General features: G+C 54.1%; 14 protein-coding genes. 5 read left to right on the top strand and 9 right to left on the bottom strand.

The genetic code is table 11. The features are described from left to right. Nucleotides 1-43 precede the first annotated feature (43 nt). A complete protein-coding gene (locus V6U78_RS04185; RefSeq protein ID WP_405337524.1) occupies nt 44-820 on the bottom strand; it encodes an SDR family oxidoreductase in 777 nt (258 codons plus the stop codon). Nucleotides 821-869: 49 nt separating this feature from the next. Then, on the bottom strand, nt 870-1307 hold the full coding sequence (gene dtd, locus V6U78_RS04180) for a D-aminoacyl-tRNA deacylase (protein WP_405337521.1): 438 nt from the start codon (nt 1305-1307) through the stop codon (nt 870-872). A gap of 245 nt (nt 1308-1552) precedes the next feature. On the opposite strand from dtd, the gene V6U78_RS04175 reads away from it, so the two are divergent. The 4 genes from V6U78_RS04175 to V6U78_RS04160 all read left to right on the top strand — a co-directional run bounded on the left by V6U78_RS04175 (nt 1553) and on the right by V6U78_RS04160 (nt 6263). After that, a complete protein-coding gene (locus V6U78_RS04175; protein WP_405337518.1) occupies nt 1553-2587 on the top strand; it encodes a TRAP transporter substrate-binding protein in 1035 nt (344 codons plus the stop codon). Between the two features lie 8 nt (nt 2588-2595). Then, nucleotides 2596-3171, top strand: coding sequence for a TRAP transporter small permease (locus tag V6U78_RS04170; RefSeq protein ID WP_405337515.1), 576 nt, complete (start codon nt 2596-2598; stop codon nt 3169-3171). Next, nucleotides 3168-4451 (top strand): TRAP transporter large permease, encoded by a 1284-nt coding sequence (locus V6U78_RS04165; protein ID WP_405337512.1) that lies wholly within the window; start codon nt 3168-3170, stop codon nt 4449-4451. Before V6U78_RS04170 ends, V6U78_RS04165 begins: the two co-directional genes overlap by 4 nt. Before the next feature lie 99 nt (nt 4452-4550). Next, nucleotides 4551-6263: a potassium/proton antiporter gene (locus tag V6U78_RS04160; RefSeq protein ID WP_405337509.1), complete on the top strand. Its 1713-nt coding sequence runs from the start codon at nt 4551-4553 to the stop codon at nt 6261-6263. A 202-nt stretch (nt 6264-6465) separates the two neighbouring features. On the opposite strand, the gene V6U78_RS04155 is transcribed toward V6U78_RS04160, so the two are convergent. The 3 genes from V6U78_RS04155 to V6U78_RS04145 all read right to left on the bottom strand — a co-directional run bounded on the left by V6U78_RS04155 (nt 6466) and on the right by V6U78_RS04145 (nt 8848). Further along, entirely contained in the window at nt 6466-7407 is a 942-nt protein-coding gene (locus V6U78_RS04155) for a hypothetical protein (RefSeq protein WP_405337506.1), read from the bottom strand. A gap of 146 nt (nt 7408-7553) precedes the next feature. Next, on the bottom strand, nt 7554-8183 hold the full coding sequence (locus tag V6U78_RS04150) for a thiol:disulfide interchange protein DsbA/DsbL (RefSeq protein ID WP_405337503.1): 630 nt from the start codon (nt 8181-8183) through the stop codon (nt 7554-7556). A 50-nt stretch (nt 8184-8233) separates the two neighbouring features. Continuing rightward, nucleotides 8234-8848: a c-type cytochrome gene (locus V6U78_RS04145; RefSeq protein WP_405337500.1), complete on the bottom strand. Its 615-nt coding sequence runs from the start codon at nt 8846-8848 to the stop codon at nt 8234-8236. 201 nt (nt 8849-9049) lie between these two features. Here V6U78_RS04145 and yihA point away from each other — a divergent pair, with 201 nt between their 5' ends. Beyond that, entirely contained in the window at nt 9050-9805 is a 756-nt protein-coding gene (gene yihA / locus V6U78_RS04140) for a ribosome biogenesis GTP-binding protein YihA/YsxC (protein WP_405337497.1), read from the top strand. Here yihA and V6U78_RS04135 read toward each other — a convergent pair. Genes V6U78_RS04135 through lptM form a run of 4 tightly spaced genes read right to left on the bottom strand, consistent with a single transcriptional unit; the run spans nt 9723 to nt 12686 of the window. Further along, entirely contained in the window at nt 9723-10460 is a 738-nt protein-coding gene (locus V6U78_RS04135; RefSeq protein WP_405337494.1) for a DUF484 family protein, read from the bottom strand. The genes yihA and V6U78_RS04135 overlap by 83 nt on opposite strands. Beyond that, nucleotides 10457-11287: a diaminopimelate epimerase gene (gene dapF, locus V6U78_RS04130; RefSeq protein WP_405337491.1), complete on the bottom strand. Its 831-nt coding sequence runs from the start codon at nt 11285-11287 to the stop codon at nt 10457-10459. The genes V6U78_RS04135 and dapF overlap by 4 nt, the downstream gene beginning before the upstream one ends. A gap of 12 nt (nt 11288-11299) precedes the next feature. Next, entirely contained in the window at nt 11300-12553 is a 1254-nt protein-coding gene (gene lysA / locus V6U78_RS04125; protein ID WP_405337488.1) for a diaminopimelate decarboxylase, read from the bottom strand. Continuing rightward, nucleotides 12540-12686 carry an LPS translocon maturation chaperone LptM gene (lptM, locus tag V6U78_RS04120; protein ID WP_405337485.1) on the bottom strand — a complete coding sequence of 49 codons (147 nt, stop codon included), beginning with the start codon at nt 12684-12686 and terminating at the stop codon, nt 12540-12542. The genes lysA and lptM overlap by 14 nt, the downstream gene beginning before the upstream one ends.

Genomic DNA, 12686 nt, shown 5'->3' with positions numbered 1-12686 from the left:
AGCCGCGTTTTTTTATTGGATCGATTTGTCCCTAATGCGGTGGCTAGTCGGCCTGATAGATCATCTTGCGTGTCATCCCACCATCGAGCACAAAGTTTTGCCCAGTGACAAAACTCGCCAGATCTGAGGCCAGCCAGAGTACCAAGCCAGCCACATCATCTGGCTTGCCGATACGGCCAACAGGATGCTGCTCATGATCTTCTTGGGAGTGGAAGGGCTGATAGCGTGAGCTGGATTTTTGCCATTCGCCGACCTCGATCCAGCCCGGACTGATTGCATTCACGCGTACCTCGGGGCCAAGGCTGATCGCTAAGGCATGCGTGAGGGAGACGACACCGCCCTTGCTGGCGGAATAGGCTTCGGTATCTGGTTCTGATTGGAGCGCGCGTGTTGATGCCAGATTGATGATGCTGCCCCGTGTGGCGCGCAGCATCGGCGCTGCATGCTTGACGCAGAGGAAGGTGCCCGTCAGGTTGACATCAATATAGCGCTGCCAGGTGGCCAGATCGAGATCCTCCAGCGCACCGCTAAAAGGGTTGCTGATACCCGCACAATTGACAAGCAGCTGTACCTGCCCCAAGCGTTCTGCAGTGGTCTGCATCAAGGCTTTGACTTGGGCTTCCTGAGCCACATCCACTGCCTCAAAAGCCACCGGACCTAGATGATCAAACAGATGCAGGCATTCAGTGCCTGCCTCTCCATCTAGGTCTGCGATCATGACCTGCCATCCTTGTTGCAATAAGGCCCCGCTGATGGCACGGCCGAGACCTTGTGCACCGCCTGTAATTAGGGCAACAGGTTTGGATTTCGATTGACTCAAGCTCGCTACTCCTTAAAAAAACCTTGCATCAGCAAGGTGATGACTGCGCCTAGGCCTCAAGCAAAAAGGTCACTGGCCCGTCGTTGATCAGCTGTACTTGCATATCGGCGGCAAACTCCCCTTGGGCAACCTGATCCAGCTGCTGCTGCGCCTGTTCAACAAAAAAAGTATAGAGGTTTTTTGCTGGCTCAGGGGGGGCGGCGCTCGAAAAACTCGGACGAAGTCCTTTGCGCGTTTCTGCCGCGAGAGTGAATTGAGAAATGATCAGCAGCCCACCGTGAATATCACGCAGGCTCAAGTTCATTTTACCCTCTTGATCACTAAAGATGCGATAGTCAATCAAGCGATTGAGCAGCTTTTGTGCAATGGCCGGGGTGTCGGTTTTCTCAATGCCCAGAAAGACCACCAGCCCCTGAGTAATGGCACCTTTTTCGACACCTTCAATGGTCACACTGGCCTGACTAACGCGTTGAATCAGCGCTTTCATTCACTGCCTCTCTCGATGATTGATAATATTTTTTTATCATAAAGCTTGCCATCTATAAGCTGCTTTGCCATTCTTGTGGGCTGAGCCTGCGCTCTCCTACCGCGCGATCCGCTAGAACCTGTGATGCGCGTCGATCTATTCGGCCAGTCTGACGACTTATTGAGCCGATGCCCAGCCTAAAAGAGGGTGGATAAGAGAGGCAGGTGGACTGATCCACAGATTTCACTAAGTGAAGAGGGAAAACCATGCAACTGAAAAAACTTCTTGCCGCAGGGGTCGCTGGCGCGTTTCTGACTGGGCTTGTCGCCTGTAGCAGCGAAGAAGCCAGCACCCAAGGACAGCAGTGGCGTTATGCCCATGAAGAATTTGAAGGCGATGTACAGGATGTGTTTGCACAAAAATTCCGCGAGTATATCGAGACCCACTCAGAGCATCAGGTGCAGATTTTCCGTTTTGGTGATCTTGGTGAATCAGAAGATATTATGGAGCAGACGCAGGCCGGTATCCTGAATTTTGTGAACCAATCTCCTGGCTTTACCGGTGCCTTGATACCCGAGGCCCAGATTTTCTTTATTCCTTATCTCCTGCCTGTTGATGACCAGCAGATGGTCGAGTTCTTTCGCACTAGCCGCGCGATCAACGAGCTGTTTCCTGCGCTTTATGCAGAGCAAGGCTTAGAGCTGCTCACCATGTATCCAGAAGGCGAGATGGTGGTGACGGCAGATACGCCAGTGCGCAGCCCTGAGGATTTTCGTGGCAAGAACATTCGTACCATGCCGAATCCCTTGCTAACAGAAACCTATCGTGCCTTTGGCGCGACACCGACCCCACTGCCCTGGGGTGAAGTCTATGGCGGCTTGCAAACCAATATTCTGCAAGGTCAGGAAAACCCGATCTTCTGGATTCAATCCGGTGCATTGTATGAGGTTTCACCCAACCTGATCTTTACCGGCCATGGCCAGTTCACTACAGCCTTGATGGCGAATCAGGACTTCTTCAATGGTCTGAGCGCAGAAGATCAGCAGCTGGTGCGCGATGCCACTGCCTATGCTTTTGACTACATCACTGAATATGTGCCTGGTTTGAGCGATGCCATGCTGGAGCGCATTCTGGAATCCAGTGATCAGGTCACCGTGACACGTTTAACTGAAGAAGAGCGCCAAGCTTTTCGTGATCGTGCCCCACAGGTAGAAGCCCGCTTTATCGAAATGACCGGAGAGCGTGGTGCGGCGTTGCTGGAGCAGTTTAAGGCGGATCTTGACGCCGTACGCAAAGAGTAACCAGCAGCATGACGCGCCAAAAACCGACCTGGTTGCAACCGATCCAGCGTGTGACCGATGCGCTGGGTCGGTTGATCAGTCGCATTGAATCCAGTGTGCTGGTCGCAGCTATTCTGTTGATGGCCATCAACACTATGGCCAATGTCATCGGCCGCTTCGCGTTGGGTGAAAGTCTACACTTTGCCGAAGAGGTCAATCGGATCTTGATCGTCTTGGTGACCTTTGCCGGAATAGGTTATGCCGCACGCGAGGGCCGACATATTCGTATGTCGGCTTTTTATGATCTCTTGCCTACGCAGGGGCGGCGTTATCTGATGCTGGTGATGGCGTGGACGACTTCAGCGCTCTTATGGATGCTGAGTTATTACGCCTTTCTCTATGTGCAGGGTGTGTATGGCACGGGGAGGGTGTTGCCAGTCTCAGGTATTCCTGTTTATTGGATGTACCTCTGGGTCCCGCTAGGCTTTGCACTCACAGCACTGCAATATCTGCTGACGGGCCTTAAAAATCTGCTTAGCCGCCAGCCCTATCTGTCCACCAAGGTGGTGGATCGCTATGCCCCCAGTGAGGACACGCCATCATGATGACCGCCATGTTGATCACCATGCTGCTGCTTTTGTTGCTGGGCTATCCGATGCTGGTGCCTCTTGCTGTTGGCAGTCTGGTGGGGTTGGTGTGGGTTTTTGGTGATCTGCAGCATACAGAAACCCTGATTCAACAAATGATGGCGGGGATTCGGCCCACGGCCTTGATTGCCGTACCAATGTTTATTCTGGCTGCCGACATCATGACCCGTGGTCAGTCTGCGCAGCGTCTGGTCAATCTGGTGATGGCCTTTATTGGTCATATCAAAGGCGGATTGGCTGTCAGTACGGCTGCCTCCTGCACTCTTTTTGGTGCGGTCTCAGGCTCGACGCAGGCAACCGTCGTGGCCGTAGGCACACCCTTGCGTCCACGCATGCTCCAAGCGGGCTATAAGGATTCTTTTACGCTGGCGCTGATTATCAATGCCAGTGATATTGCGTTTTTGATTCCACCCAGTATCGGCATGATTATCTATGGCGTGGTGTCCGGCACCTCGATAGGTGATTTGTTCTTGGCAGGAATCGGCCCCGGCCTGCTGATTCTGCTGCTTTTTTCGGCCTACAGCATGTATTACGCCTGGCGACACAGGGTCCCGACGGAACCTAAGGCAACTTGGGCAGAAAGAGCGCAGGCCATTCAGCAGGCTCTCTGGCCGCTGGGCTTTCCAATCATTATCGTGGGTGGGATCTATGGTGGGGTGTTCAGCCCGACAGAAGCCGCCGCGGCCTGTGTGCTCTATGCGGCGTTACTCGAATTTGTCGTGTTTCGCTCCTTGCAGTTCAAGGATTTATTCAGTATTGCCCGCTCGACTGGCTTGATCACTGCCGTGGTGTTTATTCTGGTGGCCGTCGGAAATGGCTTTTCGTGGATTATCTCCTTTGCCCAGATTCCACAGCTGCTGCTTGAAGGTTTTGGCATCAACCAGGCTGGCCCCGTTGGGGTGTTGTTTGCGATTGCCATCGCCTTCTTTATTGCCTGTATGTTTGTCGATCCGATCGTCGTGATTCTGGTGCTGACACCCATTTTTGCACCAGCGATTGCCAGTTCCGGTCTGGACCCAGTGCTGGTGGGTGTGCTGATCACCCTGATGGTGGCGATCGGCTCTGCGACACCGCCCTTCGGCTGTGATATTTTTACAGCGATTGCGGTATTTAAGCGCCCCTACTGGGAGGTGATTCGTGGCACGCCGCCCTTTGTGCTGATTCTGCTGCTGGCCACCGCGCTGATCATGACCTTCCCGCAGATCGCCCTCTTCTTACCGCAGCTAGCAGGCCGTTAACGCCAAGCCAGATCGAGGCGATCACCCATAAACTCAGGTGCGCCTCGATCCTAGCTTATGGCACAATGCGTGACATGATCCATCCATAGAGAGCCCCTTGTGGATAACTTAAATAGTCTCTTTTTGATTGGCTCCCTGCTCCTGTGCGCGAGTATTCTGGCGAGTCTGATTTCGGCCCGTTCCGGCTTGCCGTTGCTGCTGGTGTTCCTTGGTATAGGGATGCTGGCGGGTGAGGATGGGGTAGGTGGTCTCGCGTTCAGCAATTATGATGCGGCCTATATTATCGGCCATCTGGCACTGGCGATTATTCTGCTTGATGGCGGAATGCGCACGCGTATGACGACCTTTCGGGTCGGCCTGAAGCCGGCCTTGTCGCTCGCTACACTGGGCGTACTCTGCACCAGTGGCGTGACTGGCCTGCTGGCGATGTGGATTTTTAATCTCAGTCTGCTGGAAGGTCTGCTGGTTGGGGCTATTGTTGGCTCAACTGATGCGGCGGCGGTGTTTTCGATGCTGGGTGGCAAGGGGGTGCGCCTCAATGAGCGGGTGAGTGCCACCTTGGAGATCGAATCCGGCACCAACGATCCGATGGCCATCTTCCTGACCATCACACTGATCACACTCATCACTCAAGAAACCAGCAGTATCTGGCAGGCCGGACTGATGTTTGTGCAGCAGTTTGGTCTGGGCTTGCCGATGGGCGTGCTGGGTGGATGGCTGTTTGTGCAGCTGCTGAAAAAGGTAGATTTAACGCCAGGGCTGTATCCCCTGTTGGTGACGGGAGCAGGCTTGGGTCTTTTTGCCGCCACGAATATGCTGGGTGGCAGCGGCTTTGTCGCGATCTACTTGGCTGGCTTGATGATTGGCAATAGCCGCTCGCGTCATTTGCAGCATATCTTGCCGGTTCATGATGGTTTGGCTTGGCTCAGTCAGATAGGTTTGTTCTTGATCTTAGGCTTGCTGGTGGCACCACATGAGATGCTGGCGATTGCGTTGCCTGCCACGGCGCTGGCTTTAGCGATGATTTTTATTGCGCGGCCCTTGGCGGTTCTGCTTTGTCTGAAGCCCTTCTTTAGATTTCAGTGGCGCGAGCTGGGTTTTATCTCTTGGGTGGGTTTGCGCGGCGCTGTGCCGATTGTGCTGGCGATCTTCCCAGTGATTGCGCAGGTGGAGCAGGCGAGTTTGTTTTTCAATATTGCCTTTCACGTCGTACTGATTTCTCTGCTGATCCAAGGCTCGACCCTACCTTGGGCCGCGAAGCGTTTTAAAGTGGAAGTGCCGAAGAGTTTTGAACCCAAGCGCCGTACTCAGCTGGGCATCTATCCAGAAGAAGACTATGAATGCATGGTGTATACCGTGAACAGTGATGCCTTGGATCAAGTGGAGCTGCGCCATCTGCGCTTTCCTTCCGGTGCCAGAATCGGAGCCTTGTTTCGTGATCAGCGTTTGATCCATCCTTCGGGCAGTACGCGCCTCCAACAGCAGGATGTTTTATGCATTATCGGGCGTGAGGCCGATCTGCCTGTTTTGAACCGGATGTTCAATGAAGCACCGAAAGCCAAACAACAGTTTCGTCATTTCTTTGGTGATTTTACTTTGGCGGGTGATGCACCGCTCAAGGATTTGGCGGCCTTATATGGACTGACGATCAGCCCAGATCAGCAGCATTTGACGCTGGGTGCGCTGCTGAAAAATCGCTTTGGCGGCCACCCTGTTGTCGGCGATCAGATGGAGTGGCATGGCATTAACTGGGTGGTGGTTGAAGTCGATGGTGACGAGATTCTGAAGGTGGGCCTGCGCCCGATTGATTGAATACTGAAGGTCTCTGGGTGGCGACTAAGCGCCACCTTGACTCGCCATAGGCTGAAAAGAATGGCTCAAGTCTGCCTAGGCAGCCTCTGATTAACGTCATGAGCGCAGGTCAGGTCAACTTCAACGCAGCATCACCCAGCGCAGTCGTGAATCAGAGGTTTCCTAGGTCAGCAGTCAGACCTGATAAAGAGCCCTTCATTGCTCAAGAGCTCTTATTGAGGATATCTTCAACACTTTGTGCAGCAGGGCGTGCAGTGGGAGTTGCTTGCGCTGCTGAGGGATCAGGCTCGGCTGGTGCAGTGTGAGCAGCAGCCTGGGTTGAGGCTGTTTCTGGTGTGGCTTGTTCTTCGAGCAGATCAGGATCGAAGTCCATCGACTGGACGAAGGCATCTTCTTTTTCTTTTTGCAGTAGCTCTTTATAACCGCGCAAGGCCTCGACCATAAATTCATGGTAGGCACGTGTATCCTGCAGAGTTTTCAGATTCGCTAACAGCGTATGCTCGCGAGACATCAGCGCCAGGCGCTTGAAACGTCGCGCACCAAGGCGAGCATTATGCTGCGCTAGGGGATAGATGCGGTGAATAAATCCCTGACGGCCTTCGAGGTTGCGAATATATTCAATCAGATTTCTCTTTAAGCGCTTACGCTGCATCACCAGTTGAGGGTAGCGATTTAAAGAAGGAAAGTAGGCCATCATGCCTGCGCCATGGGTCAGCCATAAAACAAAAGCGAGGCCACCTGCGATACCGCCTACCCAAGGGCTGGTTAAGCTCAACAAACTGGCTAAAAAGAGGAATAAAGCAGAGCCCAGCGCAATAAACCATAGGGTGCGGGAGCGCTTGGCCGCATAAATTTCGTGATCCGTGGGATAGTCCAGCAGGGCGAGCAGGTCATAATCGACATTCTCCAGCTCGGCATAGAGGGCCCGACGTTCAGCTTCAAGGCGCTCTTTCTCTGCCTTTTCCCTTTCTTCGATCTTACGTTGACGTTCTTCTTCTTCCCAACGTAAGCGCTCGCGCTCGCGTGCGACACGACTCTCCTTGGCTTCCTCTGTTTCGCTTTTCATATTAGAAGCGAAGGAGCCAGGTTGGGTCGTCTCAGCAGGCTGAGGCGTCTGTCCATAGTTTTCGTCGGTTGTATTCACAGCAAGACCATTGTCGAGCAGAGGGAGATAGAGCCACTATCATAGTGCCAAAAACAGGCTTTGTCCGTTTCAGCCTGTAAAGCTTGGCAGCCTTTTCTACAACTCCTGCTCTTTTACGTCAGCTGAACAGGAGTTGCAAGCGATGGCTACTGTGCGCGCTCAGTACGAATCTGTGAGATCAGCTGATCGGTCACGCGTAGCATATTACCTAGACCTTGTGCACTGCGTCCATCGACAATATAGCGACCATCAATCATCAATGCAGGCACAGCCCGTACCTGTGAAGCCCGCAAGCGCTCAAAATCAGCGCGCAAATAGCTTTCTACGCCAAAGCTGCTGTAGAGGCTCTCGACTTGATCACCCTCAACATCAAAGCGGGCAAAGAAGCGCTTGAGGCCGTTCATGCTGGCCAGAGCGTTGCCATTGTTGCGAATATGAATTTCTTCAAAAATAGCCATATGGGCCTGATCGAGCAGGTCTAAGGCTTCGGCAATATAGTAAACCCGAGCAAAGTGCTGCCAAGTGGGATTAAAGGCAGCAGGCAGGTGAACCACTTCAATATCGTCAGCCTGCTGCAGCTCCCAGGCCTGGATTAAAGGCTCTAGCTGAAAGCAGTAAGGGCAGGTATAAGAAAAAATGACGGCCACTTCGATTTTGGAGGCGGCGACTTGAGTTTCAACAGGCTGGCTGAGCTGGGTATAACCTTGCGCCCAAACTGGAAGCGAGATGAACAGGGCACAACAAAAGGCAAGAAGTGGTCTTCTGATCGATAACATCTGATTTCTCCAATAAAAAAGGGCCGAGCGGCCCTTTTCTGATCCTTGGCTTAGCGGTTGGTTCCATGTAGGCCATACATGTAGGAGGCCACCGCTTCCATTTCAGCATCGGTCATTTTTTCAGCAATCATGCGCATCATGGCGTTCGGGTCGTTATGACGGCGACCATCGCGGAAGGCTTGCAGCTGGTTAATGGTGTAGGTTGGGTGCTGACCAGAAAGAGCTGGGAAGGCCGCAGGACCGTTACCGCCACCATTGGGCATGTGGCAGGCTGTACAAGCTGGAATGCCTTTGGCGATGTCGCCAGCACGGTAGAGATCACGTCCACGCTCGGCCAGAGCCGGATCGGCTTGACCCAGGTTGGCAGGCTGGCGCGCGTAGAAAGCGGAAATATCCATGATGTCCTGATCGGTCAGGTTGTCGACGATGCCAACCATCTCAGGCACGCTACGGCGACCATCGCGGATATCGATTGTTTGATTAGTCAGATAGCTGGCATGCTGACCCGCCAGATTTGGCCAGTTCGGGACCATGCTGACACCATTAGCACCGTGACAGGCGGCACAAACAGCGGCTTTTTGTTGGCCGGCAACAGGATCACCAGCAGCTTGAGCAAGGCCAGTGGCGGCAAGAGTTAAAGTTGCTGCGAGTAGAAGTTTTTTCATGGTTGGTCCATTCTCATCAATTGGCTTATTCTTTGAAGCTGTCGCCCGCATTGCTTAGCCGATAGACCCGCGCATCGCACCAACGGACGCCCAGTGATAAACTATCACTTTTAAAGTCGTAGCATTATAGCTAAGCCTGGCGCTAACTGGAATGCCAGATCTCTTATCCATTCAGCTAAAACCATTCAACGGGCCAATACCATGCGTCGGGTCAAGAAGAAAAAAGCCACACATCCTCCGATTATTTATCAACCGCAGGGTAAGCCCAGCGCGGACAAGCAACCCCAACTTTATGCACAGGCGCAGTATTTACTGAGTGCGCCGAGTTTGAAAGAGTGCCCAGAGGATACCGGCTGGGAGGTCGCCTTTGCTGGGCGCTCCAATGCAGGGAAATCCAGTGCGCTGAATTGTCTCACTTCGGCCCGCTTGGCGCGCACCAGTAAAACGCCAGGACGGACGCAGTTGATCAACTTTTTCAGTCTGGATGAGCAGCGGCGTTTGGTGGATTTGCCGGGCTATGGTTATGCCAAGGTGCCTGAAGCCATGCGGCGTCAGTGGGGCGAGCAGCTGGGGCGCTATATTCTGGAGCGTCAGGCCTTGCGGGGTTTTGTGCTGTTAATGGATATACGTCATCCGCTGACCGACTATGACTGGCAGTTGATTCAGGTCGCGCATCAGCGTGACTTATGCCTGCTGGTGCTGCTGACCAAATCCGACAAGCTCAAGCGTGGACCAGCCAAGAACCAGTTGTTGGCGGTTCAGCAGCAGCTTGAAGAAGAAGGCATCGCGGCGCAGGTGGCGCTCTTCTCCTCTTTAAAGAGCGAAGGCTGCGCCCCTGTGTGGCGATGGCTGGACCAGCAGCTTGAAGTGGGGGCTAGCGTGGAGACCGAGACTGAGACGCTGGTCGAGGCTCGTCCTGAGTACGCACCCGAAGATCACGATACAGCAGATGACTGATTACTTTGCCGAGATGCTCGATAAATAAAGTATCTCGGTGTCGAAAGTGCTCGGCTTCAGGATGGGCGAGCACTAACAGGCCAGCGGTGTGCTCATGTTCGAGCAGACAAATCACGGCTGAGCCGCCAGCCACTTGTTCATCGAGCCCAAGCAGCGCGAGGTGTTCCTGCTGGAGGGTGAAGGCCCGCGCCGCACGATGGCCGAGCAGATTGAGCTGGGCTTTCTGTCGTGCCTCGTCCGCTTGCAGCAGCGTGTCCATCTGATGGTAACCCCAGAGCCGAAGCTGAGGAATAGCAAACTCCTGCTGGAGCTGCTCACTGAGAACCTGCAGCAGTTCAGCTGTATTGAGCGTTTCCACCAGTTGAATCAGCAGCCGCTCAAAACGCTTTAAGCGCTGCTCGTTCTCGCGCGCGATGGCGAGCAGCTGATCGTGACGTGTGCGTAAGCTGCCCAGTTGCTGGCGCAGCAGGCGCAGCTGATAGAGCAGCAGTGATTCAGCATCACCGCAAGGGTGGCTCAGCTCCATCTGGCTGAGCAGTGCAGGCTGCTGCTGAAAGAAATCAGGATGCTCTGCCAGCCAGGCTGCCACCTCTGCTTCACTGAGGGATGGGGTGATGGTCGCAGGTTGTGAGCCAAGGGTCGTATCACAAGTCATAGATAAATCTGTCCTTCGAAGACTCTTTGAGCCGGGCCGGTCATGGTCAGGTGCTGATCTGGACCCGCCCAGTGAATCTGCAGATGCCCTCCTGGGAGCTGCAGTGTGACCTGCTCATCAAACCAGCCGCGCAGGCGGCCATAGACCATTGCCGCGCAGGCACCGGTACCGCAGGCCTGAGTTTCTCCAGCGCCGCGCTCATAAACACGTAAGCGGCCAGACTGGCGATCCAGCACTTCGAGAAAACCGACATTGACCCGTTTGGGAAAGCGAGCATGCTGCTCAATCAGCGGGCCAAGCGTCTCGACTGGGGCTTGAATCGCACTCTCGACACGCAACACGGCATGCGGGTTGCCCATCGATACGGCACCAATGTCATAGGTTTGCTGCTCGACTTGGAGCGCATAGCTTGTGGCCTGTGCTTGGGCGAGAAAAGGCAGAGCGTCGGGATGCAAGCGAGGGACGCCCATATCGACGCTCACCTGACCTTGATCTGCCAGCTTTAAGCCCAGTAGGCCGCCAGCGGTTTCAACCAGCAGTTCTTTTTTATGGGTTAGGCGACGATCATGCACAAATACCGCAAAGCAGCGTGCGCCATTGCCGCAGTTTTCGACCTCTGAGCCATCTGCATTAAAGATGCGATATTTAAAGTCCGCATCATGGCGCTCAGGCGCTTCGACTGTCAGCAGCTGATCAAAGCCAACGCCTCGATGACGATCCGCGAGGCGGCGTATTTGCTCTGGCCTGAGGCGGACTTTTTGGCTGATCAGATCGAGCATCATAAAGTCATTACCGAGGCCATGCATTTTAGTAAAGTGCAGCAGCATAGGTTCCTTGCCTTAACGAGAGAGCAGCTGTTCACCCGCCATCTGCTGCTCGTAGCTTTCACGCTGGCGTACCAGCTGCCGATGGGCACCATCCACCATCACTTCAGCTGGGCGATTGCGCGTGTTGTAGTTGGAGGCCATGGCAAAGCCATAGGCGCCAGCAGAGCGCACGGCGAGCAGATCTCCTGGCAGCAGCGCCAGTTGTCGATCCTTGCCGAGAAAATCGCCCGTTTCGCAGACTGGGCCGACCAGATCCCAGCGTGCAGGCAGCGCTCCTGGCTTGGGTGGCTCGACTGGCACGATGGCCTGCCAGGCGTCATAGAGCGCGGGACGCAGCAGATCATTCATCGCTGCATCAATAATCGCAAAGTTCTTTTCTTCGCCCTGTTTCAGATATTCGACGCGGGTGATCAGCAATCCCGCATTGGCGGCAATGGAACGGCCCGGCTCGAAAATCAGTTCATAATCTGTCTGCCCAAGACGCTCGATGACCGCCTTGGCATAGTCTGAAGGAGAAGGTGGATTTTCCTGATCATAGGTCACGCCCAATCCGCCGCCTAAATCCAGGTGTTGAAGTTGAATGCCTTGCTCTTTGAGCTGCTCAACCAATACCAGTAAACGCTCTAAAGCATCCAGGAAGGGCGCAAGCTGGGTAATCTGGGAGCCAATATGGCAATCAACGCCGACGATTTTTAAATGACTCAGGCTGGCTGCGCGCTGATAGACCGCTGGGGCTTCATCAAAGGCGATGCCAAACTTGTTGGCTTTCAAGCCGGTTGAAATATAGGGGTGGGTTTGGGGGTCGACATCAGGGTTGACGCGAATCGAAATCGGTGCGATGACGCCCATGGATTCTGCCACGCTATCGATGCGCTCTAGTTCTGGCAGAGACTCCACATTAAAGCACTTGATGCCGACAGACAGCGCACGGCGAATCTCGTTGACCTGCTTGCCCACGCCAGAGAAAACCACGCGCGCAGGATCGCCCCCAGCGGCGAGTACACGTTCTAGCTCACCTTGAGAAACAATATCAAAACCCGCACCAAGGCGAGCGAGGACATTCAAAACGGCCAGATTCGAGTTAGCTTTGACGGCATAGCAGATCAGATGAGGATGGCCTTGCAGCGGCTGATCATAAGCCTGAAAGTGTCTTTCGAGTGTGGCGCGAGAATACACATAGAGTGGCGTGCCAAATTCTTCGGCCAGCTCTTTAACGGCCAGATCTTCGGCGTATAAGTGGCCATCACGGTAATTAAAGTAGTCCATAGTGCCTGTTCACCTCAGAATGCTGCGAAATGGATTGCGCTTCCAGTTGGGCGGTGGGCAGGTAGAGATCTCCTTTCTGCCCACAACCACTGAGCAAGAGCGCGCAAAAGAGCCCTCCTAGCCAGAAGCGCAT

Source organism: Marinospirillum alkalitolerans, from assembly GCF_045055655.1.
GTDB classification, from domain to species: Bacteria; Pseudomonadota; Gammaproteobacteria; order Pseudomonadales; family Halomonadaceae; genus Marinospirillum; species Marinospirillum alkalitolerans.
Note: the sequence above shows the minus strand (reverse complement) of the source record. Positions and strands in the feature narration are given on the sequence as shown.

Bases quoted from the DNA above. Each gene is read 5' to 3' on its own strand.
- dtd (WP_405337521.1), bottom strand. From the start codon at position 1,307: ATGAAAGCGCTGATTCAACGCGTTAGTCAGGCCAGTGTGACCATTGAA.
- V6U78_RS04175 (WP_405337518.1), top strand. From the start codon at position 1,553: ATGCAACTGAAAAAACTTCTTGCCGCAGGGGTCGCTGGCGCGTTTCTG.
- V6U78_RS04170 (WP_405337515.1), top strand. From the start codon at position 2,596: ATGACGCGCCAAAAACCGACCTGGTTGCAACCGATCCAGCGTGTGACC.
- V6U78_RS04165 (WP_405337512.1), top strand. From the start codon at position 3,168: ATGATGACCGCCATGTTGATCACCATGCTGCTGCTTTTGTTGCTGGGC.
- V6U78_RS04150 (WP_405337503.1), bottom strand. From the start codon at position 8,183: ATGTTATCGATCAGAAGACCACTTCTTGCCTTTTGTTGTGCCCTGTTC.
- V6U78_RS04145 (WP_405337500.1), bottom strand. From the start codon at position 8,848: ATGAAAAAACTTCTACTCGCAGCAACTTTAACTCTTGCCGCCACTGGC.
- yihA (WP_405337497.1), top strand. From the start codon at position 9,050: ATGCGTCGGGTCAAGAAGAAAAAAGCCACACATCCTCCGATTATTTAT.
- V6U78_RS04135 (WP_405337494.1), bottom strand. From the start codon at position 10,460: ATGACTTGTGATACGACCCTTGGCTCACAACCTGCGACCATCACCCCA.
- dapF (WP_405337491.1), bottom strand. From the start codon at position 11,287: ATGCTGCTGCACTTTACTAAAATGCATGGCCTCGGTAATGACTTTATG.
- lysA (WP_405337488.1), bottom strand. From the start codon at position 12,553: ATGGACTACTTTAATTACCGTGATGGCCACTTATACGCCGAAGATCTG.
- lptM (WP_405337485.1), bottom strand. From the start codon at position 12,686: ATGCGCTTCTGGCTAGGAGGGCTCTTTTGCGCGCTCTTGCTCAGTGGT.